The sequence below is a fragment of the Terriglobia bacterium genome (genome assembly GCA_020073205.1).
Classification (GTDB): domain Bacteria; phylum Acidobacteriota; class Polarisedimenticolia; order Polarisedimenticolales; family JAIQFR01; genus JAIQFR01.
The window spans coordinates 28,436-49,144 of sequence record JAIQFR010000006.1 but is presented as its reverse complement, the minus strand read 5'-3'; the positions used below and the strand labels follow the sequence as shown (position 1 = coordinate 49,144).

Here is a 20,709-nt window from a genome sequence, read left to right as displayed (position 1 = left end):
GCCCGAGCAGGGGTGCCACTTGAAGGGAATGCTCTCGTTCCACCCGCTGGACATGGCCTTCTTCGACGCGACCATTGCCTCCCTCGCGTCCGGTCGCAAGATCGACCCCGAGCCGTTCGTCGCCGAGGCCACCCGGGTCCGGAAGATCCACTGGAAGGTCCGCTCGACCTCGCGGGCGATCGAGACCGTCCTGGCGGTCGCCGGTCCGCCGCCGCCGCCCGACGGCGCGGGGCTTTGGGGGAACGTCAAGGCGTACCTGGAGAAGTTCGACTGGCGCCCCGACGACCTGACGAAGCGGGTCCTGCAGTCGATCGATCCGGACCTGCACCTCTACGGCCGCCCGTTCCTCGTCGCCGAGGCGTCGCTGGCGAAGGTCGTGGAGACCGTGGACCGCTACCGCGAGGCCAAGACGCCCGCGGCGGCGGAGGCGATCGCGAAGGAGCAGCTAGGGCACCTCGATCCCGAGCTGGCTCAGGCGCTCGAGCCCGAGGAAGGGCCCGACCTCTCCTCGGATTTCCTGCACCGCGCCGACCTCCTCGCGGCGCTCGCGCGGATCCACGAAATCGCGTCCGCGGCGCGCGCCGGGAAGACCTTCTCCGACGGAAAGGCCGAGGCGAGGCCGGCGAACGAGGTGCTGCGCGACGAGCTGCCGTGGCGCGCGGTGAGCCTCCACGCGCGGCTCGTTCCGTTCTGGACCGCCCGGGACGTGGACGGTCTCGAGACGGTCTGCCGCGCCGCCCGGGTGCTGGCCCCGGACATGCTCGTCCCCGCCTGGCGGCCGTTCGCCATGGCCTGCGAGGAGTTCCCGGACCTCAAGGCGTCGCTGCACCAGGAGGTCCGGGGGGATCGGGACGTCGGCGCGTTCGTCTCCCCCGAGGACGTTCCTCGACTGCTCGAGTTCCTGAGCGCGGAGGGCGCCCGCATCATCGAGGCGGCGGCGCGCGAGGGAGAGGGGCAGGCCTGCACCACGCTCCTGCGCAAGATCCGGGAGTGCGCGGCTTACGCGGAGAAGCACGGGCTGGGATACCTCGAGGCCTCCGGCATCCTCTCGCCCGATCTCGCGGAGCCGTGGGCGGCCGGCGTCTGAAGAGGCACCGCCGGCGCCCCGTCAGCTCGGGGGCACGCTCCGCTCCGCGGTGAGCCGCCGGCTGCCGTAGGGCTCCGCGTGCACGGCTACCCTCGTCAGCTCCGGCACCGCGTCGCGGAACGCGTGCTCCAGGCGGTCGGTCAGCTCGTGCGCCGCGGCCAGCGAGGTGTCGGCCGGCACGAAGCAGTGGCACGACAGGTACACGCCGTTGGCGGCCCGCGCGAGCATCACGTCGTGCACCGAGCCTTCCCCCGCCACGCTGCGGGCGACCGAGAGCACCCTCGTCTCGAGATCGCGCCGCGACGCCTCGTCGAGGGTTCCCGCGGACTCCGGGGTCTCGTCGTGCAGCTCCAGGTGGATGTCCACGCGCCGCACCTCGGCGACCTCGTGCAGGATCCTCGCCTCGACCCGGTCCGCGATCGCATGCCCCTCGCCGAGGCTCATGCTGCCCGGCAGCTCGAGGTGGAGGTCCGCGTGGGCGGACGGCGGCTCCCCACGGATCGTGATGTTGTGCCCCTGGACTCCCTCCATCGCCACCGCGGTCGCGACCTTCTGGCGCAGCGGCTCGCCTACGTCCTGGCGGGCCTTGAGCTCCACGGTGACCGCGGCGTTCGAGCCGACCGCCGCGCGGACCCGCTCCCGCGCCGCCTCGGCGATCCGCTCCGCCTCGGCGAGGGGAACCCCACGCCGGACGGACAGCTCCACGTCGGCGAAGACCCGGTCCCCGGACTGCCGCAGGCGTACGCGAGGCGATTCCTCCAGTCCTTCTAGCCCGCCGAGCGCCGCCACGGCCCGCGCGGTGAGCCGGGAAGGGGCGCGGTCCAGGAGCATGTCGGCGGCGCGACGCCCGAGCCGCCAGGAGAGCGCGAGGACGATCAGCGCCACGAAGCTGGCCGCCACCGGGTCGGCCAGCGTGAGCCACGGGATCCCCGCATGCCGCGCGACGAGCACCCCCAGGAGCCCCGCGACGACCACCGCCGACGAGGCGATGTCCGTCGTGAAGTGGAGCGCGTCCGCCTCGAGCGCCTGGCTGCCGCTCCTGCGGGCGACCCGCCTCAGGTCCCGCGAGCGCAGGACGTCCACGACGATCGACAGGCCCATGACCGAGAACGCCCAGACGGAAGGATCGACCTCGGTCCCGCCTCTCCTGATTCGCCGGGACGCTTCCCACAGGATCCAGCACGAGGTGAGCACGAGGAGCAGCGTCTCGCCGAGGGCGGTCAAGTTCTCGATCTTGCCGTGGCCGTACGGGTGCTCCTCGTCGGGGGGGCGCCACGAGGTCCGCACGGCGAACCACGTCATCGCCGCGGCGACCAGGTCCAGCGCCGAGTGCGCCGCCTCCGCCAGGAGGCCCAGCGACCCGCTGGCGAGCCCCGCCGCGAGCTTGATCGCCGTCAGCGTCAGCCCGGCCCACACCGATCTCCCGGCGGCCCGCTGCTTGTCGCGGACGTTCGCCGCCTCGTCCGGGTCGAGATGCTCGATGCCGGTCACGCACTCCCTTTTATCAGATGCCCGGCGCCGGGGGAAGACGCTCTGAAATCGTTGCCCGGGGTGGGCCAAAGGTGCCACAATCCGCTGGCGGGAGCCGCCGAGGTCCGGCGGTGCTCGAGTCGAAGGATGAGGACTTCCGGGGAGCGGTCCTTGGGCCGTCCCGCCGATCTCGCGTCCCCGCCGGAACGTCGCCCATGGATGCGATCCGAACACCGGTCTCGCTGGCCGCGGAGCGCGCGGTGCGATACCTGCGCGACCGGCGGTCGCCCGTCGGGAGCGCGGAGCTCGTCCGCGCCGTGCTGCGGACGCGGGTACGGGACGAGGAGATGGCGCGCCGGGTCCTCGAGACCGCCTTCTCCTCGGACCCGAGGCTCGCCTTCGAGGACGGCTCCTGGCGCGTGACGGCCGTGCGCTCCTCCCCGTCCGGCGCCGCCGGGGCGCGGGAGGGACCCGCAAAGGAGCCTCCCCGCGTGCTGCTCCTCGTCCGGGGCACCCGGCCGCGGCGCGGGCTGGGCTTCACGCTCCACGAGATCGCCGCGATCCGGATCGAGGAGGACATCGTGGTCGCGGCCTGCGGCGGCGAGGTGGAAGGCCGCTCGGCGGCCACCGACCTCAAGCACACGGTCAGGGAGATCCTGGTGGGCGCCGTCCCGGTCCTGCACGATCCCCCCGGCGCGGTCGCCGCCCTCGAGCGCTGGCTCGACGAGCCGCTCGACTCGCCGGTGTCCCTGCGCCGGCTCGGCCAGGACCGCCTGGGCCTCTCGGCGCGGCACGATCTCGAGGCGCTGGTGGCGCGGCTCGCGCTGCCCTGGCGCGACTCGGACGATCCGCTCGATCTCGTCGAGACCGTGGACTCCGCCCTCACGGCCCTCAGGCGCCCCGGGGAGGACCTCGAAGCGCTCCGGGCCGCCTGCCGCCGCGGCTCCCCCGCCGTGGACTGGTCGCGCTTCGCGTTCGACCGGGACTTCCTCCGGGACATCCCGCACGTGGCCGGGACCTACCGGTTCTTCGACGCGGAAGGGAAGCTCCTCTACGTGGGGAAGTCGAAGAACCTCCACGACCGGGTCGGGTCGTATTTCCACGAGGTGCGCCCTCGCTCCGCCCGCGTCCAGTCGCTCCTCGACGCCCTGCAGAGGATCGAGCTTCAGCCGGTCGGCTCGGACCTCGAGGCGGTGCTGCGGGAAGCGGCCGCCATCCGCCGGCTGCACCCTTCCCGCAACGTGCAGCGGAAGCACCACCCGCGCGGAAGGCACGCAGACCGGCTCCGCTCGATCCTGATCCTCGAGCCGGCGTCCCCGCCGAACGTTCTCTGGGCGTACTTCCTCCGCGACGGGCGGCTCCTCGACCGTGTCGGGATCGGCCGGCGAGGAGGCGGCCTGAGGCGGATCGAGCGGATCCTGGAGTCGCGGTTCTTCGGGGGCGACCCCGGCCCGGCGATGCCGGAGGGCCCCGACATGGACGTCGAGCTGATCACCCGCTGGTTGAGGCAGAACAGGGACCGGGTGGTCGCCTTCGATCCCACGCACCTTCGCTCGGCGCGGGAGGTCATGATGCGCCTCAGGGTGTTCCTGGCGCAGGGGACCCCGTTCGAGCCCGACGGCGCCCCGACCACGGTCCGCTGAGCGCGTGGGCGGCTCCCTCGCTGGTATACTGGCCCGGCGGCCGCGCGGACCCCTCGTCCGCTAGGCACTCGACCATGACCCTACTCTACGTTCTTCTCGCGCTCGGACTCGTGCTGCTCAACGCGTTCTTCGTCGCCACCGAGTTCGCCATCGTCAAGGTCCGCGACACCCGGATCGAGGAGAGGGTCGCGAGCGGGCTCAAGCGGGCCGCCGCCGTCCGCGAGGTGCTGCGGAACCTCAACGCCTACCTGTCCGCCTGCCAGCTCGGCATCACGCTCGCCTCACTCGGCCTGGGTTGGGTCGGCGAGCCGGCCTTCGGCCGGCTCATCGAACCGTTGTTCCCGGGAGGCGGCCCGGAGCGGAGCGTGGCGGTGCACACCGCGTCGCTCACCGCCGCGTTCCTGGTCATCACCGCGCTCCACGTCGTCGTGGGAGAGCAGGCCCCGAAGATCCTCGCCCTGGAGCGTCCCGAGGGGATCGCGCTCCTGGTCTCGCGGCCGATCCGGGTCTTCCACGCGGCGTTCTACCCCTTGATCGCGGCGCTCAGCGGCGCCGCGGCGCTCACCGTGCGCGCGCTGGGGCTCGCCCCCGCCGCCGCCGCCGACGCCGCTCACAGCGGGGAGGAGCTCAGGATGATCCTCGCCGGGAGCCACGCCGCCGGCGCGATCTCCGCGACCCACGCCAGGCTCCTCGAGAACGCCCTCGATTTCGCCGACCGGACCGTGCGCCAGGTCATGGTGCCGCGGGGGGACGTGGCGTTCCTCGACGTGAACCGCCCGTATGCCGCGAACCTCGCCGTCGCCCGCGACGGGGGGCACACGCGCTACCCGCTCTGCGACGGCGACCTCGACCACGTGATCGGGGTCGTGAACATCAAGGACCTGTTCCTTTCGCCGTCGGGGCGGGAAGAGGACGCCGATCTCAAAGTCGTGGCGAGGGAGCCGCTGCTCCTGCCCGAGAGCCTGAGGCTCGAGCGGGCCCTGGCCGTCTTCCAGAAGCAGCACCTGCACCTCGCCATCGTCCTGGACGAGTACGGCGGCACGTCGGGCATGGTGACCCTCGAGGACGTCCTCGAGGAGCTGACGGGAGAGATCCAGGACGAGTTCGACCAGGAGCCGCCGAAGGTCCTGGACGCCGGCTCGGGCCGCTTCTCCGTGGACGCGACGCTCCCCCTCGACGAGATCGAGGAGAAGCTCTCGATCCACGAGGACGTGGACGAGAAGGTGGACACGCTGGGCGGCCTCCTCCTGGCCCGGCTCGGAAGGATCGCGAAGGTCGGCGACACCGTGGTGCTCGGGGGGCGCCGCGTCGAGGTCACGCGGGTGCGCGGCCGCCGCATCCTGCGGCTCCTGGTGCACGCGCGGGAGGAAGTTCCCAAGTCATGACGGTCCGACCGCCGTCCGAACGGGAGGCGACGATGAACCTGATCGCGGTGAGGATCGACAAGCCCCAGGACATGAACTTCGTGCTGGGCCAGTCGCACTTCATCAAGACCGTCGAGGACGTCCACGAGGCGGTCGTCGGCACCGTCCCCGCCGCGAAGTTCGGCCTGGCGTTCTGCGAGGCGTCGGGCCCGTGCCTGGTGCGGGTGAGCGGCAATGACGAGAAACTCCAAGAGCTGGCCGCGAGAAACGCCACCGCGATCGGCGCCGGTCACTCGTTCATCCTGTTCCTCGAGAACGCCTTCCCGGTGAACGTCCTGAACGCCTTGAAGTCGGTCCCCGAGGTCTGCCGGATCTTCTGCGCCACCGCCAACCCCGCGACCGTGATCGTGGCGGAGCACGACGGAGGGCGCGCGATCCTCGGCGTCGTGGACGGAGCTTCCCCCAAGGGAGTCGAGTCCCCGGCGGACCGTGCGCACCGGATCGACTTCCTCCGCAAGATCGGCTACAAGCTCTCGTGAGGCCGCGCCCATGAACACCGACCAGGATCGAGCGGGATCCCTCGTCGAGCGCATGAAGTCCGGAGGCATGAGGCTCACCGACCAGCGGCGCCTCCTGGCGGAGCTGCTCGAGGGGGCGGAGACCCACCTCGACGCGGAGACCGTGTTCAAGCTGGCCAAGCGCCGCGATCCGACCATCCACCGCGCGACCGTCTACCGCACGCTGAACCGCCTGAAGCGCCTCGGCCTGGTGGACGAGCTGGACCTCATGCACGTGACCGGCGAGCGCCACTTCTACGAGGTCCGCCCGAGCACCTTCCACATCCACCTGGTTTGCACCTCGTGCGGCCGCGTGGAGGAGCCCGGCGGGGAGTTCTGGGAGGAGCTCAAGCGGAAGGTCGAGCGGGAGACGGGGTTCACCCCCGAGGTGGTGAGGCTCGAGATGGGGGGGCTGTGCTCGTCGTGCCGCGGACGGCAACCCCGGGACCAGGGTTGAAGCACCCCGGGAGAGACGTAGGGACGTACCGGGACTTTCGAGGCGGTGGGACCATCCGCGCGGCGGAGCGTGAGTGCGGTGCCTCGGTCGCTCCGGGGACCGCGCCCTCGCCGACGCCATGCTGGGAGAGGAGGTCACAGGAGAGGGGGGCCTTACTGAGAATCGGGGTTGACCTCGTTCTCTTCGGTCTCGTCCGCGTCGGCTTCGACGACAACGACAGGGGGCTTCCCGGTTTCGGCTTCATCTGCCCACCGGATGTACGTTCGGTTGCGTATGCCGTACTCGCGGACAATCTCCGCGATGACCTCATCCAGCGTGAGCATCTTCCCGCCGCGCACCGGGTCGTCCTGTTCGTCCGGCCAGGGTGGACGTCCCCGCCGTGGCGGGGCCTTCATCACATCCACGAAGCCGACGCGCGGCGGTGAACCATCCTGCTCATACAGCCCGATGAACAAGCGCTCGAACTTGGCAGCTGGATCCGACGGATCGGAGCGACCGGCACGGGGCCTGAACGTCACGACGGCGTGTGCGAAGGACGACTTGTCATTCTCGCCGTCGTCGCAAGCCGCTACCGGGAGGAAGAACAAAGCGACCATCACGGCATAAGGGAACCGTTCGTGATGGTCCATCGCTTCGGCCCGCAACTCGTGGTCGTTCCGAACCATGTTCTTCGTGTAACGGCCGAAGGTGACCGTCCCGGTCTCGCGATGTGTCTTCGTATCCCTGAAGTTGAGCGTCTTTATCGAAACGAGCAGCTCCAACCCTGTCGTAGCCGTCGCGTAGCGGACATCGGTGCGTTTCGCTTTCTTCGTCGTTCCGCTCGCGCTTCCACTCTCGGTACCGGAACCATCGGACTCGGGAAGAACCGCACCGAACGGCTTGATGGGGCGAAGCTTGTTCGCGAGGAGGATCGCCAAGTTGTTCGAAAGGCGCTGGGCGTAGTTCTTCTTCTTGTCGCGGTGCGCGTTTTCCGTCGGGCGAGGTCTGGACCTCTCCAGCGCATCAGCGAACGAGACGATCGCGCGCAGTACCGCCGAAGACTTGCCTCTCCCCGCCCGCTTGCCTTTCTTCTTGGTCTTCATTCGCTCGAATCCCGACCCGGCTCATTCGCCGAAGAGGCCTGCAGATGCCTCGACGACTCGCTTCGACCGCGCGCCGACCGGCCGTGGCGGGCGCCGGGGTTCAACCGGGAGCTTCAGCGCATGCCGGATGTCCTCGTCAAACTCCGGAGGTCGATTCAGCGAGCTACGCAAGAGGCGGGAATAGAAACCCGCGAGCGCCTTCTCGGACAATGGCTTCGACGGGTGGACCAAGAACTCCTCCAGGGAGATCGCGTCCCGCCTCACCGGCCAACTCGAGATTCGCACGAACAGCCGGGTACCCTCCCCGGACATCGCCGCGCGTGGCCAGGCTGATTCCTGATTGAACGTCGTCGCGAGCGCCGGACGCTTGTCGGGCGCTGCCGAGATGCGACCACCCATCCATTCCGCCACGGGAACGGAGACCGCGTTGCCAACGAGCTTCCAGCGGTGACCCGGCTTGCACACCTTCTCGGCCGGGAGCGTCCAGTCCGGATCGAAACCTTGGAGCCGCTCGGCGTCTCGAATGTCGGGTGTGACGAACGAGCCGGCTTTCGTCCAGATTGCCGGCGGCGACGGTATGCCGATCGTCGAACCACCCTTCAGGGTCGGTACGGCGCCGACGGCCCACCCCAGGCCTCGAAGCCCTTCGGTCCAGTAGAACCCGCAGGCAGTCGGTCGTTTCGCGTGCGGCTCTCGAGGCGTCTCGTTCCCGTCGAAAAGGACCGTCGCCGGATCAGCGACTTTCGACGCGAGGAGAAACACGCGCTCCCGTCGCTGCGGCAGCCCGAATGCTCTCGTGTCGATCACCCGGTAAGCCCAGCGGTACCCGAGTGCCTCGAGCTCGTCCGCGATGAATCGCATCGCGGCACCCCGATTCAGTTGGAGCATGAAGGAGACATTCTCGAGGAGCACCCAGGGGACGTCGTGCGTTCGAAGCAGCCGGAACGCGTGTTCGACGAGACTCGACTGGCGCCCGGCCATCCCGCGGGTCTGACCCGCTTGCGAGAGGTCCTGGCACGGGAAACCCGCCGCGATGAGGCCGGTGTCCTTCGGAAGTCGATTCAGCGTCGTGACGTCGTCGTGGATATCGACCCCGGGGAACCTCTTCCGAAGGACCTCCTTCGCTCCCGGTTCGATCTCGCAGAGCAGCTTCGTGTGATGGCCCGCCCGTGAAAGCCCGAGCTCGAGCCCTCCTACGCCCGCGAACAACCCGACCACACGAAGTCCGCTGGCTCTACCCTTCGACCTCATTCGCTCGTCCCTTTCCGAGGAGGCTCGGGACCGGTGATCTCCGTGAAGAACCGGATCAGGATCTTCTCCAATCGTGCGCTGTCGCGGGACTGACACTCCCAGATCGTCAGGACCCGGAATCCCCGACGCCGCAATTCCGAACCTTTCCGCGAGTCCCGCTCGCGGTTCGCTGCGATCTTCGACGTCCAAAACGACCGGTTCGACACCGGGATTCTACCACCTGCACCTCCCTTCGTTTTCAGGCAGTTCCGATGGCCGTGCCAGAAGCAACCGTGGACGAAAATCGCCCAGCTGCGTCGCAGATTGACGACGTCCGGCGTCCCGGGCAAACGCGACGAACTCGCTCGATGCCGCACACCGATCCTGGCGAGGGCACGACGGACGGCAAGCTCGGGCTCCGTACCGCTTCGTCGAACGGCCTGCATCATCCGCCGCCGCACGGCGCGCGAAACGACGTCGCCACTCACCAGTTCCTCTGTGTCGGAGTCCGGACTCGAGCCCGGACTCGCCTGCGGGTACGGGGTTCAGGTTCCTTGCGTCTACCCGTTCCGCCACTCCGGCGCGAGTGGATTCTATCGCATATTCAGTTGATTAGCGGGATTCCGGCTGCCGTTCCGAGAACTCCGCGAATCAACGGGTGTCCATCTTGCCGAGGAATTCACCTCCCGCCAGCCACCTCCATGTACGGACTCACCACATACGGTCTCCGGAGAAGCCGGGACGACTTTCCCGAGCACTCATCGCCAGCCCGGATCATTCGTGACGAAGGAGCTTACTGCTCCTCGGGGTTTCGCTTCCGGGGCCGCGACCGTCTCAGCGAGAAGGGGCAAGCGCTCCGCGTTACCTAGGGTAGAGTACTGCCTGCGTTCGGCCCCGAGACCGAGAACGGGTGCACAACACGCAAGGGTTTCCACTCAAGCACGGGTTGCGTACGAGCCTCGATGATCGCGGGTCATCTGCCCTCTCATACGATGTCACCGTCTTGACTCCCACCGACCTCGGAAGCAAGTTCTGGTGAGAAGAGCCGAGTCCGGCCGGAGGAGGGTCCCATGTCCAGATCAGCCGCTCGCATGACCTGGTCCCTGCTCTTGGCGCTCGGGATCCTGGCGCTCATTCCCGCCTCGGGGGCGGAAGCGCGCCCGCCGGCGCCGACGATCGTTCAGCCGCCGGACCGCTTCTTCCAGGAGGGCAACGTCCTGGACGTCGTCGTGAGCCTCGGAGGATCGAGCACCGCATCGATCAGGCGTGGCGCCCGCACGGAGATCCAGTTGATCGTGGATGGGGAGGTGATCGAAGAGCGGAACCTGGCATCGGACGTCGGAGTCAGCACGTTCGAGGTTCCCGTCAACCCGGAAGATCCGATTGGTTTGATCCAGGTCTGCGCTCGGCAGGCCGGGTCACGGTCCGACGATCGCGAGTGTCGGCGAGTCCGAGCGGCAGGGGCAAGGGAATTCGACCGCTTGCGCCGGTCTCTCGAGGAGATGAACGAGATCTCCGACGCGGTGGTGCGGTATTCCGAACTGCGGCTCGGGTACGGGCACGTTCCACAAACGCTCGAAGGGCTGGTCCCTGTCTTTCTCGATCGGGTCCCATCGGCCAGTCCGCTTTCAACGCCTTACGAGTACACTGCCGCGGAGGGGCACTTCACCTTGTGCCTCGCCCTCCCGGGTAGCGGCGAGATCAGAAACGACGACGGCGCGTTCACCAAGCTACCGCGCGGGGCGATCACGGATCGTGAGGCGGCACGTCTCACTCGCCAGCAACTGTCGGAGCTTGGCGTTGCCCTCGAGTCGTACCGCGTCGACAACAATCGCTACCCGCAGCGTATCGAGGACGTGGCTCCCGTCTACCAGCGGTTCCTGCACCCGGTGGATCCATACGGGCATCGCTTCGTCTTCTCCAGCGGGCCGGACGAGTACGTGCTGACGAGCCTCGGGCGGGATGGACTGCCGGGGGGCGAGGGGTTCGATGCGGACAGCGAAGTGACTCGCGGCGCGCAGCTCGGGGAGACGACGCCGTACCGCGGCAGGTACGAGTACCTGCGACGCACGTTCCAGGACCTGTCCCAAATCGCGGCGGCCCTGTCGTATTTCCAGGAACAGACCGGGCGGTGGCCGGATTCTCTCTCCGAGCTCGTGGGAGGGCCGTGGTTCTCTTGGCCGCGGCCGTTCATCGACTTCTGCGGCAACCCGTACGACTACCACGTGTTCGACATCGGTCTCGGCAGGCGAGAGTACCGACTTCGAGCGTTCGGCTGCGACGGCATTCCCGAAACGGACCCGCTAGAGAACGTTCTCTACTTCTCCGCGGACGATGCGGGACACGTCACGGCCCCAGGGTGGCGATTCGCGTATCTGTGGCCCGGGTTGTTCGATTGATGGAAGACTGGACCGCACCACTCAGGTGTCATCGTGGGCTTTCGGTGGGATCCAAGCCAGATTGGACAGCCCAGAAGTCCGGCCTCTGGTCTACCTTGGTTCTCGCACCCGTCTTTTCCCGCGAATAGAAGCCGGAGCGTATCGATGCGGGCAAAGGGCCCGCTGAGTCGCCGACTTGGGGAGATTGGCTAATGCGACATTTGGCGCTGTTGCTCATCACGCTCGCCGCAATCGTTTGCGCGTCGGCCGTCGCCGCGAGCCCGACCCAAGACGCTGGAATCTTCGTCGAACCGTCGATTTCTCTCCTTAACGGCGACGTCGCTGTGGCACCCGGGTCCTATGCCGTCTATCCGTTCTCGCTGAGCCAAGGCTCCAGGGTGGTGGCCCGACTTTCGGTGACGGGTGGATCGGGCAACGGTCTCGATGTCGCTCTCTTGGACCTCGAGAACTTCCACCTATTCGCCAGCGGGCGGCCGTTCCGTCCGTATCCGGACTGCTCTGGCAGGGTGTCAGCGAATGCCGAGTTTTCCTGCACTGTGCCGCTGACAAACGTCTACCACCTGGTGCTCGACAATCGAAGAGCCGTCCTGATGTCAAGGCGGGTGAGAGCGTACGTCTTCGCGGTCGCTCCTGAGCCGACGGAGCAGAGCAAGGCAGCCGAGAAGGCCCTGGGGGAAGCATACCAGCAGCTAAAGCGGCTGTTCGTCTTCCCGGACTTCGGAATTGCCGTGAGGCACTGTGGCACGGAGAACGCGTTCTCCGCTCCCGACATCACTCATTGCATCGAACTTTCGGAATCTCTCGAGAAGCAGGGATTGTCGAATGCGAATTCGTTCGTTCTCCTTCACGAGATGGGCCACAGTCTGCTGCGCCTCTGGGACCAGCCGCTCTGGGACAACGAGGATGCCGCGGACGAGTTCGCGACCGTGTTCTTCATCATGGGGAATCAACCCGAGCCCGCCCTGGAGGCCGCTCGATGGTCCGCGGCACGAGATTCTCAACGCGAGGCACTCGCGAAGGTCTGGGTTGATGACAGGCATAGTCTGTCGATTCAGCGTTCCAGGAACATCGCGCGTTGGTTGAATGAAGGCGACGAGCTCCTGCGCCGCTGGCAGCGGGTCCTCGTGCCCAACATGCAAACGGACGCACTGAGAGCCCTCTTGACGGAGCGCGGCACGGTCGCCTGGCTGGATCGCTCGCTTGTCGAACAGGAAGTGAAGCGGCGAAGTGAGTCGTCGCAATAGTGGATCACGGGTCTCGGCCCCTCGAACAGGCAAAGCCGCGGAACCTGTCTTGCCGCTCTGCGTCATGCGGTACAGTCGGGACGGCGATCGTCAACGGGCGGATGTGCCGTGGTGAGCTCCGAGCATGGTTCGGCTCGGCCAAAGGGAGGCGTCAAGGCAGCGGAATTCACAGGCATTTCGCGATCGGGTAGAATCCCTCGCGGAGGGCACGCGGCCTCGAACATGGAACCGACACTGGCCGTTCCCGACGATTTGCGGCAAGAAGGGCATTCTTCCAAGTTCGCGATTCTCGCGCGCCACGGGCTGCTGAGCCGGCGGGAAGAGTTCGCAAAGGAGCGCGGACGTGCTTGAACGACCAGCCGAGATCGCGAAGGCCGTCTTTGCCGCCAAACGACGGCGGCGCGAACAGGTCCGCTGCCTGTCGATCGAGGAGAAGCTGCAAATCCTGGTGCGCCTCCAGAGGATGGCGAGCGAGATCGTCGCGAGCTGTGGGCGCGAGAGCCGCAGGCCGTGGGAGCTTCGTACAGGCCGTGAACGCCGGTCGAGTTAACGACCTTCCGCTCACCTAATCAACGCATACCTCAGCACGAACAACCCACCCAGCGCGTACACGAGCCACGACGCTTCCCTCGGACGACCTGACAGGAGCTTGAGCGCCGGGTACGCGATGAAGCCGAACGCGATGCCGTCGGCGATTGACCAGGTGAACGGGATCCCCACCAGCACGAGGAACGCCGGGAACGACTCGGTGATGTCCTTCCAATCGACCCTGATTAGGTTCCGCGCCATCAGGCTGCCCACCACGATCAGGGCCGGCGCGGTGAGGGGCTGAAGCACCACCCCTCCCTGCACGGGAACTCCTCCGCCCACCATCCGCACCAGCGGCGCCGTGAACAACGCGACGAGGAACAGCGCGCCGGTCACCATGTTCGCGAGACCGGTCCGCGCCCCCGCCTCGACCCCGGTCGCGCTCTCGATGTAGGCAGTCACCGTGGAGGTGCCGAGGAGCGACCCGAGCACGGTGCCCGACGAGTCGGCCATGAGCGCCTTCGTCGCCCGCGGGAGCTTTCCGTCGCGGAGGAAGCCGGCCTGCTCGCCGATGCCGATCAGGGTCCCGATGGCGTCGAAGACCGCCATGAACAGGAACAGGACCACCACGTGGATCATCCGCGGATCGAGCGCCGCGCGGAGGTCGAACTTGAAGAACGTCGGCGCGAGCGACGGGGGCGCCGCGAACAGCCCCTGCCACCTCACGAGCCCGGTCGCCCAGGCGAGGAGCGTGGCCGCGACGATCCCCAGCAGGATCGCGCCGCGCACGCGCCTCGCCATCAGCACCACGGTCACGAGGAGGCCGGCGCAGGCCACCAGGGTCGGGAGGCGGCCGAGGCTCGCGAGGTGAAGGATGCCGCCCCCTGACGGCCTCTCGACGATACCCGCGTTGATCAGGCCGATGAACGCGATGAACAGCCCGATGCCGGCGGCGATGGCGTGCTTCAAGCTCCCCGGCACCGCGTCGATGATCAGCTCCCGGACCCGCAGGAAGGTGAGGAGGAAGAACGCGATCCCGGAGATGAACACCGCGGCGAGCACCACCTGCCACGGCACGCCCATTCCCACGACGACCGTGAGGAAGAAGAAGTTCTCCCCCATCGCGGGCGCCATCGCGATCGGGTAGTTCGCCAGGAGGCCCATCACCCAGGTCGCGGCGCAGGCCGAGAGGCAGGTGGCGGTCATCACCGCGCCGAAGTCCATCCCGGCCTGGGAGAGGACCGACGGGTTGACGAACACGATGTACGCCATGGTCATGAACGTGGTCACGCCGCCGAGGACCTCGGTCCTCACGGTGGTCCCGCTCTCCGTAAGGTGGAAGAGCTTCTCGAGCATGGCCGTCACCCCCGGAGCGACGAGAGGCGCTTAAGCAGCCCGTCGATGTCGTCCTCCGTGTTGTAGACGTGAGGCGAGACGCGGATCCGCCCGTCCCTGAGGGCGAGGGCGAACCCGTCTTCCTCGAGCTGCTTCAGCCACACGTGCGCGTCACCCGGGACCTCGAAGGTCACGATCCCCGCGCGCTCCGCCGCGTTCCGCGGACCGTGCACCGCGAGACCGCGCGCCCTAAGGCCGTCGGCGAGCCGGGCCACGAGCGAGGTGACCCGATCGAGGATCGTCTCTAGCCCGATCGCCTCCCCGGTCGAGAGCGCGGCGGCGAGCCCCGCGAGCCCCGGGGCGTTGTAGTACCCGGCCTCGTAGCGTCCCGCCCCTTCGCGGAGGAGCGGGCGGAAGTCGATCCGGCCTTCCCCGTCGGGCATCCTCAGGAACTGCATGAAATCGAGGCCGTTCCTGACCGACACCGCCCCGATCGCGCGTGCGCCGATCCGCTCCACCCACTCCGGCGCGACGTAGAGGTATCCCGTGCCGCTCGGCGCCATGAGCCACTTCCTGCCGTCCCCCGCAAGCGCCCCGATCTTGAGGGCGCGGACGTCCAGGGGAAGGACGCCGAGCCCCTGGATCGCGTCGACGCAGAAGAGGACGCCGCGCTCGGCCGCCGCCCGGCCAAGGGTCTCGAGGTCCATCCGGTAGCCGCTCGAGAACTGGACCTGGGACACCGCGAGGACGCGCGTCCGAGGCCCCATCGCGCCGATCAAGCGCTCCGCTTCGAGGCGCCCGCCTTCCGAGGCGACCAGGCGGATTCGAACCCCGCGGTCGGCCTGCGCCGCCCACGGGTACACGTTGGCCGGGAACTCGAGGTCGCCGAGCACCACCTCGTCCCCGGGCCGCCAATCGAGCCCCGCGGCGATCCGCGCGATCCCCTCCGCGGTATTGAGGACGAAGGCGATGTCCTCGGGGCGTCCCCCGATGAGCCGCGCGAGCGCGTCGCGCGCCGCGGCGATCGCCCTGAAGTCCTCCGGGACGGACAGGACCCCGCGCTCCGCGTGCCGGCGGATCGCAGCGCCGACAGCCTCAATCACGGCGTTCGGCAGGAGCCCGGCCGCCGCGGCGTTGAGGTAGACGAGCCCGGGGGTCTCGGGAAACAGGTCTCGGATCCGGCGCTCGTCCATCGGACGGCTCCTATTCCGCGGGCGGAGCGCTCCCGGCCAGGCCCAGGTCGGTCGCGACGGACCGCATCGCGTCGAGGACGAAGGCGACGTGCGCGTCGAGGTCCATCCCGACGAGGGAGGCTCCCTCGACGATCTCGTCGCGGTTCACCGCGCGGGCGAACGCCTTGTCCTTCATCCGCTTCCTCACCGAGGAGACCTTCAGGTCGTGGAGGGACTTCGCCGGCGTCACGAGGGTGCAGGCCGTCAGGAAGCCGCACAGCTCGTCGCAGGCGAAGAGGGCCTTCTCGAGGTCGCTCTCCCGCATGATCCCGGTGTACGAGGCGTGGGACATGACCGCGCGCCGGAACCACTCGGGGTAGCCGCGCTCCGCCAGGATCTCGCTCCCCCGCCACGGGTGGTTCTCGGCGTCGGGCCACCGCTCGTAGTCGAAATCGTGAAGGAGCCCTACGAGCCCCCAGGCGTGCTCGTCCTGCCCGAGCCTCCTGGCGTGCGCGCGGAGAGCCGCTTCCACCGAGAGGGCGTGCTTCAGGAGCCCCGGCCCCTCCGTGTACTGCCGGAGCAGCGCCATCGCCTCGTCCCTGGTCGGCAGCTCGCTCATCGCCTGGGTCCCTCCGCTCGCCGGACTCGTCATGCCATGTTAGCGTAAACGGTCGCAATGGTTGCGGCGGATCCCTGCATTTCGAAGGGTCTGTTCGGGTCGGCTTCGACTTGCCACAGGGCAGCGACGAGCTCGATGGCCGTAACACTTACGAGCCAGCGGCCCACCTCTCGGCGGCAATCGAGTCCGCCAGACGTACCCTTCGAAATGCAGGGATCCGCCGCTCGCAACATGACGTGATGCGTGCAGATTTCCCCCGGAGGCACCCATGAACCTCGTCCACCCCAGCGTGAACCGGTACCTCGGCGGCCTGGCTCCGACCGACGACCCGGTGCTGCGCGAGATGGAGGCGCTCGCCGCCGAGCGCGACTTCCCGATCATCGGCCCCCAGGTCGGCCGGCTCCTCCAGGTCTTGACGGTCGCCACGGGGGCGCGGCGCGTGCTCGAGCTGGGATCCGGGTTCGGCTACAGCGCGACCTGGTTCGCGAAGGGGGTGGGGCCGAAGGGGCTCGTCGTCCTCACCGAGGGGTCGCCCGAACGGGCGCGGGAGGCGGAGTCGTTCCTGAAGAGGGCCGGCCTCCTCAACCGCGTGCGGATCGAGGTCGGCGACGCCCTTAAGATCGCCGCGCGCGAGCGGGGGCCATTCGACCTGATCCTCAACGACATCGACAAGGCGGACTACCCGAAGGTCGCGCCGCTGGCCGCCAGGCTGCTGCGCCGCGGAGGTCTCCTCGTGTCGGACAACATGCTCTGGCACGGCGAGGTCATGGAGAAGCGGCCCCGCGCCGCCGCGGTGCGGGGCATTCTGGGGCTGACCGGGGAGCTGTACGGGTCCGGGGAGTTCTTCACGGCGCTCGTCCCGCTCCGGGACGGAGTGACGATCTCGGTGAGGTCGTGAGACGGCGCGCCCCTACCCTTCGAGGGGGCGGGGCGCGCCGGGGAAAGCCGGTCAGAGCGGGTTGCCGTCGGCGTCGAGCAGCTTGAGATCGCCCCAGCCGAGCTCCCGGATCGGGCCCTCGATCTTCGACCGATCGCCCACCACCACCCAGACCATGTTGTCGGGGTGGAGGAGCTTGGCCGCCGCCGTCGCCTCGTCCGCGACGCCGAGCGCGCGAACTTTCTTCGCGTAGGTGGCGAAGTAGTCGTCCGGGAGACCGAACCGCACCAGCTCCGCGATGGAGCCGCCGACGGCTCTGGCGGTCTCCCAGGAGCCCGGGAGCGCGAGGGTCAGGCCGCTCTGGGCCTGCGCGAGCTCCACGGCGGTCAGCGGGCGGGCGCCGATGGGTCCCCTGACTTCCTTCGCGATCTCCGCCAGGGTCTCCTTCGTCTTGTCCGATTGCACCGAGGTGAAGACCACGAACGGCCTCTGGCCGGACGCCTCGACCACGAAGCTCGACGCGCCGTAGCTCCAGTGTTTGTCCTCGCGGATGTTCATGTTGATCCGCGAGATGAAGCTGCCGCCCAGCACCCAGTTCAGCGCATCGATGGCGATCTCGTCGGGGTTCGCCTTGGGCGGGGCCACGTGGCCCGCGATGACCATGGACTGGACGGAGCCCGGCCGGTCGATCAGGTAGATCACCTGCTTGGGCTGCTGCTTGACTTCCCTGAGGTTCTTCTTCGGTACGTCCCCGGGCTTCCAGTCCTTGAAGAGCGCCTCGAGCTTCGGCAGGATCTCGGCCAGGGTCGTGTCGCCGACCACCACCAGGGTCGCGTGGCTCGGCTTGAACCAGGTGGAGTGGAACTTCACCAGCTCGTCCCGGGTGATCGCGCTCACCGTCTTCTCGAAGCCGGACCCGGTGAACGGCATGCCGTACGCGTGGTCCGGGCCGAACAGCAGCCGGGGGAACACCCTGAGCGCCATGCTGGTGGGCTGGACCTTCTCCCGTTGGATCCGGGCGATCTGCTGCTTCTTCAGCCGGTCGAGGTCGGCCTGGGGGAACGACGGGTTCAGGATCACGTCACCGAAGATCGCCAGGGACGCGTCGAGGTTCGCGTCGAGCGCCGACAGGGACACGGTCGACGTGTCGAGGTCGGAGCCGGTGCCGAGCTCGGCGCCGAGGGAGGCCAGCTCGTCGCTGATCCCGATGGCGTCGCGGGTCTTCGTCCCCTCGTCGAGCATCCCCATCGCGAGCGACGCGAGCCCCGGGACGGAGAAGCTGTCGGACGCGTACCCCGCATCCAGGATCAAGCTCACGCCCACCACCGGGATCGCGTGGCGCTCCGCCACGATCAGCTTCAGCCCGTTGGACAGCGTGACCTTCTTCATCTCGGGGAACGACGCGTCCGGCGGGGTGCCCGGCTCCGGGACCTTCGTGCGGTCCACCGTCGACTTCGACGTCGCGAACTCGGGGTACGGGTGGATCTCGAGCACGTAGGCCCCGTCCGAGAGCCACCGCGCCGCGGTCTCGCGCACGTCGCCCGTCGAGGCCGCCTCGCTCCGCGCGAGATGGGTCTTGTAGGCTTCGGGGTTCCCCTCGTAGACCTGGCTCATGGCGAGCACGTCGGACTTTCCGCCGAACCCGCCGATCCGCTCGACCCCGCGCACGAATCCCGAGATCCGCTCGGTCTTCGCGCGCCGCAGCTCGTCGGGGGTCGGCCCTTCCTTCAGGAAGCGGGAGAGCTCCTCGTCCACCGCCTTCTCGACCTTCGCGAGTTCGACGCCGGGCCTCGCGGTGGCCACGATCTCGAACAATCCCGCTATCTCCCGCCGGTCGAGGAACGCCCGGACGTTGGTCGCGATCTGGTCGTCGTACACGAGGCGCTTGTAGAGCCGGGAGCTCTTGCCCGACGCGAGCACCCGGCCCGCCAGGTCGAGGTGGTCGTCGTCCGCCGACGCGATCGCCGGCACGTTCCAGACCTTGTAGATCCGGGACTGCGGCACGCGGTCCTGCGCGACCTGCCGCTGCTCTCCTTCGCGCTTGGCGATCCAGGCCGTGGGCCGCGAGACCGGGGGACCGGACGGGATGTCCCCGAAGTACCTCTCCACCTTCTCCTTCGCCGTCTTGGCGTCGATGTCCCCCGCGACGACGAGCACCGCGTTGGCCGCCCCGTAGTACGACCGGAACCACTCGTGCACGTCCTCGAGCTTTGCCGCCTGGAGGTCCTCCATCGACCCGATGACCGTCCAGGAGTACGGGTGGCCGGCGGGGAAGCAGGCCTTGTCGATCGCCTCCTCGCTGAGGCTGTACGGCTCGTTGTCCCCCTGCCGCTTCTCGTTCTGGACGACTCCCCGCTGCTCGTCGAGCCGCCCCTGGTTGATGGCGCCGACGAGGTGTCCCATGCGGTCCGATTCCATCCAGAGCACGGTGTCGAGGGCGGAGGTCGGGACGTTCTGGAAGTAGTCGGTCCGGTCCTCGTTGGTCGTCCCGTTGAGGTCGGTCGCGCCGATCCTCTCCAGCACCTTGAAGTAGTCGTCGTTGAAGTTCTCGCTCCCGTTGAACATCAGGTGCTCGAAGAGGTGCGCGAAGCCGGTCCGGCCGGGCTTCTCGTTCTTCGACCCCACGTGGTACCAGACGTTCACCGCCACGATCGGCGCCTTGTGGTCCTCGTGGACGAGCAAGGTCAGGCCGTTCGGCAGGACGAACTTCTGGTACGGGATGTCGATCGAGGCCGCCAGGCCCTTCCCGGCGTCGGGGGCGGGCGCCGCGAGGGAGGGCGCGGCCGCGACGACGAGAATCAGCAGGACCACCACGCTCGATTTGCGCAAGAGCATCGAATCCTCCATGGGACCGGGCGGGCGCACGAGACCTTCCGTCCGCTCACCCGGATTCCGGGAGCTTCATTACGCCCGAATCGGCGCGGTGTTTCAAGGAGTAGAATGCTACGGCTCCGGGGGAGACGTTGGATCGCCCGTACGTGACCCTGAACATGGCGATGACGGCCGACGGGAAGATCACGTCGGCCGCGCGGGAATACCCTACCTTCACCTCCGCGCTCGACCGGAAGACCATGGACAGGCTCCGGGCGGAATCCGACGCGGTCCTGGTCGGAGCCGGGACCCTGAGGGCGGACGATCCCCCGCTCCACGTCCGAGACCCCGAGATGGCGGCCCACCGCCGCTCCCTGGGGAAGCCCGACGGTCTCCTGAACGTCGTCGTCACCGCCAGCGCCGGGCTCGACCCGATGAGCCGGTTCTTCCGCGACCGGCACGCGGCGGGACGGATCGTCGCCACGGTGGAGGAGGCGCCCGCCGACCGGGTCGCGGTCCTCGCGGAGCGCGCGGAGGTTTGGAGCCTCGGGCGCGGGCGCGTGGACCTCGTCGAGCTGCTCCGCCGTCTTACGCGGCGCGGGGTCGGGCGCCTGCTGGTCGAGGGGGGCGGCGAACTGAATTGGGGGTTCGTCGCGGCCGATCTCGTGGACGAGCTGTACGTGACCGTCGCTCCGAGCCTCCTGGGCGGGAGCCTCGCGCCGACGCTCCTCGAGGGGGAGGGGTTCGGGATGGACGCCCGGCGTCGGCTCCGACTCGTGAGCCTGGAGCGCCACGGCGACGAGGTCTACCTTCGCTGGGCGGTCGAGCGCTGAG

18 protein-coding genes are annotated in these 20,709 nt (G+C 68.5%); 10 read left to right on the top strand and 8 right to left on the bottom strand.

All coding sequences use genetic code 11. The features are described 5' to 3' along the window. The first annotated feature begins 19 nt into the window (after window positions 1-19). Window positions 20-1,087: a hypothetical protein gene (locus LAO51_02250; GenBank protein ID MBZ5637558.1), complete on the top strand. Its 1,068-nt coding sequence runs from the start codon at window positions 20-22 to the stop codon at window positions 1,085-1,087. Window positions 1,088-1,108: 21 nt separating this feature from the next. Here LAO51_02250 and LAO51_02245 read toward each other — a convergent pair whose 3' ends face one another. After that, window positions 1,109-2,578, bottom strand: coding sequence for a cation-efflux pump (locus LAO51_02245; protein MBZ5637557.1), 1,470 nt, complete (start codon window positions 2,576-2,578; stop codon window positions 1,109-1,111). Window positions 2,579-2,772: 194 nt separating this feature from the next. On the opposite strand from LAO51_02245, the gene LAO51_02240 reads away from it, so the two are divergent. The 4 genes from LAO51_02240 to LAO51_02225 all read left to right on the top strand — a co-directional run bounded on the left by LAO51_02240 (window position 2,773) and on the right by LAO51_02225 (window position 6,578). After that, on the top strand, window positions 2,773-4,200 hold the full coding sequence (locus LAO51_02240; GenBank protein MBZ5637556.1) for a nucleotide excision repair endonuclease: 1,428 nt from the start codon (window positions 2,773-2,775) through the stop codon (window positions 4,198-4,200). 74 nt (window positions 4,201-4,274) lie between these two features. After that, complete coding sequence (locus LAO51_02235; GenBank protein MBZ5637555.1) at window positions 4,275-5,585, top strand: hemolysin family protein; 1,311 nt, start codon at window positions 4,275-4,277, stop codon at window positions 5,583-5,585. Window positions 5,586-5,617: 32 nt separating this feature from the next. After that, window positions 5,618-6,103: an adenosine-specific kinase gene (locus tag LAO51_02230; GenBank protein ID MBZ5637554.1), complete on the top strand. Its 486-nt coding sequence runs from the start codon at window positions 5,618-5,620 to the stop codon at window positions 6,101-6,103. Between the two features lie 10 nt (window positions 6,104-6,113). Beyond that, the gene (locus LAO51_02225; protein MBZ5637553.1) at window positions 6,114-6,578 is read left to right on the top strand and encodes a transcriptional repressor; all 465 of its coding nucleotides are present in this window, start codon (window positions 6,114-6,116) and stop codon (window positions 6,576-6,578) included. Between the two features lie 152 nt (window positions 6,579-6,730). On the opposite strand, the gene LAO51_02220 is transcribed toward LAO51_02225, so the two are convergent. From LAO51_02220 to vsr, 3 genes are read right to left on the bottom strand one after another with little or no spacing between them, the layout of a single operon-like run. Beyond that, the gene (locus LAO51_02220; protein MBZ5637552.1) at window positions 6,731-7,660 is read right to left on the bottom strand and encodes a hypothetical protein; all 930 of its coding nucleotides are present in this window, start codon (window positions 7,658-7,660) and stop codon (window positions 6,731-6,733) included. A gap of 21 nt (window positions 7,661-7,681) precedes the next feature. Further along, window positions 7,682-8,911: a DNA (cytosine-5-)-methyltransferase gene (gene dcm / locus LAO51_02215; protein ID MBZ5637551.1), complete on the bottom strand. Its 1,230-nt coding sequence runs from the start codon at window positions 8,909-8,911 to the stop codon at window positions 7,682-7,684. After that, a complete protein-coding gene (vsr, locus tag LAO51_02210; GenBank protein MBZ5637550.1) occupies window positions 8,908-9,339 on the bottom strand; it encodes a DNA mismatch endonuclease Vsr in 432 nt (143 codons plus the stop codon). Before vsr ends, dcm begins: the two co-directional genes overlap by 4 nt. Before the next feature lie 621 nt (window positions 9,340-9,960). Between vsr and LAO51_02205 the strand changes: the two genes are divergently transcribed. The 3 genes from LAO51_02205 (at window position 9,961) to LAO51_02195 (ending at window position 13,083) form a co-directional block, all read left to right on the top strand. After that, window positions 9,961-11,289, top strand: coding sequence for a type II secretion system protein GspG (locus LAO51_02205; protein MBZ5637549.1), 1,329 nt, complete (start codon window positions 9,961-9,963; stop codon window positions 11,287-11,289). 191 nt (window positions 11,290-11,480) lie between these two features. After that, window positions 11,481-12,533, top strand: coding sequence for a DUF4344 domain-containing metallopeptidase (locus LAO51_02200; protein MBZ5637548.1), 1,053 nt, complete (start codon window positions 11,481-11,483; stop codon window positions 12,531-12,533). A 343-nt stretch (window positions 12,534-12,876) separates the two neighbouring features. Beyond that, the gene (locus LAO51_02195) at window positions 12,877-13,083 is read left to right on the top strand and encodes a hypothetical protein (protein ID MBZ5637547.1); all 207 of its coding nucleotides are present in this window, start codon (window positions 12,877-12,879) and stop codon (window positions 13,081-13,083) included. 11 nt (window positions 13,084-13,094) lie between these two features. Here LAO51_02195 and LAO51_02190 read toward each other — a convergent pair whose 3' ends face one another. The 3 genes from LAO51_02190 to LAO51_02180 are packed head-to-tail and all read right to left on the bottom strand — an operon-like array spanning window position 13,095 to window position 16,187. Next, window positions 13,095-14,417 carry an NCS2 family permease gene (locus LAO51_02190; protein MBZ5637546.1) on the bottom strand — a complete coding sequence of 441 codons (1,323 nt, stop codon included), beginning with the start codon at window positions 14,415-14,417 and terminating at the stop codon, window positions 13,095-13,097. A gap of 5 nt (window positions 14,418-14,422) precedes the next feature. After that, complete coding sequence (locus LAO51_02185; GenBank protein MBZ5637545.1) at window positions 14,423-15,589, bottom strand: aminotransferase class V-fold PLP-dependent enzyme; 1,167 nt, start codon at window positions 15,587-15,589, stop codon at window positions 14,423-14,425. 10 nt (window positions 15,590-15,599) lie between these two features. Continuing rightward, window positions 15,600-16,187 (bottom strand): HDIG domain-containing protein, encoded by a 588-nt coding sequence (locus tag LAO51_02180; GenBank protein MBZ5637544.1) that lies wholly within the window; start codon window positions 16,185-16,187, stop codon window positions 15,600-15,602. A 268-nt stretch (window positions 16,188-16,455) separates the two neighbouring features. Between LAO51_02180 and LAO51_02175 the strand changes: the two genes are divergently transcribed. Beyond that, window positions 16,456-17,085 carry an O-methyltransferase gene (locus tag LAO51_02175; GenBank protein ID MBZ5637543.1) on the top strand — a complete coding sequence of 210 codons (630 nt, stop codon included), beginning with the start codon at window positions 16,456-16,458 and terminating at the stop codon, window positions 17,083-17,085. Between the two features lie 51 nt (window positions 17,086-17,136). Here the strand turns inward: LAO51_02175 and LAO51_02170 are convergent, their stop codons facing one another. Further along, window positions 17,137-19,899, bottom strand: a complete 2,763-nt coding sequence (locus LAO51_02170; GenBank protein ID MBZ5637542.1) for an insulinase family protein — start codon at window positions 19,897-19,899, stop codon at window positions 17,137-17,139. A gap of 128 nt (window positions 19,900-20,027) precedes the next feature. Here LAO51_02170 and LAO51_02165 point away from each other — a divergent pair, with 128 nt between their 5' ends. Beyond that, on the top strand, window positions 20,028-20,708 hold the full coding sequence (locus tag LAO51_02165) for a dihydrofolate reductase family protein (GenBank protein MBZ5637541.1): 681 nt from the start codon (window positions 20,028-20,030) through the stop codon (window positions 20,706-20,708). Window position 20,709: the final 1 nt, after the last annotated feature.

Bases quoted from the DNA above. Each gene is read 5' to 3' on its own strand.
- vsr (MBZ5637550.1), bottom strand. From the start codon at position 9,339: ATGATGCAGGCCGTTCGACGAAGCGGTACGGAGCCCGAGCTTGCCGTC.
- LAO51_02220 (MBZ5637552.1), bottom strand. From the start codon at position 7,660: ATGAAGACCAAGAAGAAAGGCAAGCGGGCGGGGAGAGGCAAGTCTTCG.
- LAO51_02200 (MBZ5637548.1), top strand. From the start codon at position 11,481: ATGCGACATTTGGCGCTGTTGCTCATCACGCTCGCCGCAATCGTTTGC.
- LAO51_02185 (MBZ5637545.1), bottom strand. From the start codon at position 15,589: ATGGACGAGCGCCGGATCCGAGACCTGTTTCCCGAGACCCCCGGGCTC.
- LAO51_02225 (MBZ5637553.1), top strand. From the start codon at position 6,114: ATGAACACCGACCAGGATCGAGCGGGATCCCTCGTCGAGCGCATGAAG.
- LAO51_02175 (MBZ5637543.1), top strand. From the start codon at position 16,456: ATGAACCTCGTCCACCCCAGCGTGAACCGGTACCTCGGCGGCCTGGCT.
- LAO51_02190 (MBZ5637546.1), bottom strand. From the start codon at position 14,417: ATGCTCGAGAAGCTCTTCCACCTTACGGAGAGCGGGACCACCGTGAGG.
- LAO51_02205 (MBZ5637549.1), top strand. From the start codon at position 9,961: ATGTCCAGATCAGCCGCTCGCATGACCTGGTCCCTGCTCTTGGCGCTC.
- LAO51_02240 (MBZ5637556.1), top strand. From the start codon at position 2,773: ATGGATGCGATCCGAACACCGGTCTCGCTGGCCGCGGAGCGCGCGGTG.
- LAO51_02235 (MBZ5637555.1), top strand. From the start codon at position 4,275: ATGACCCTACTCTACGTTCTTCTCGCGCTCGGACTCGTGCTGCTCAAC.
- LAO51_02230 (MBZ5637554.1), top strand. From the start codon at position 5,618: ATGAACCTGATCGCGGTGAGGATCGACAAGCCCCAGGACATGAACTTC.
- LAO51_02180 (MBZ5637544.1), bottom strand. From the start codon at position 16,187: ATGAGCGAGCTGCCGACCAGGGACGAGGCGATGGCGCTGCTCCGGCAG.
- dcm (MBZ5637551.1), bottom strand. From the start codon at position 8,911: ATGAGGTCGAAGGGTAGAGCCAGCGGACTTCGTGTGGTCGGGTTGTTC.
- LAO51_02170 (MBZ5637542.1), bottom strand. From the start codon at position 19,899: ATGCTCTTGCGCAAATCGAGCGTGGTGGTCCTGCTGATTCTCGTCGTC.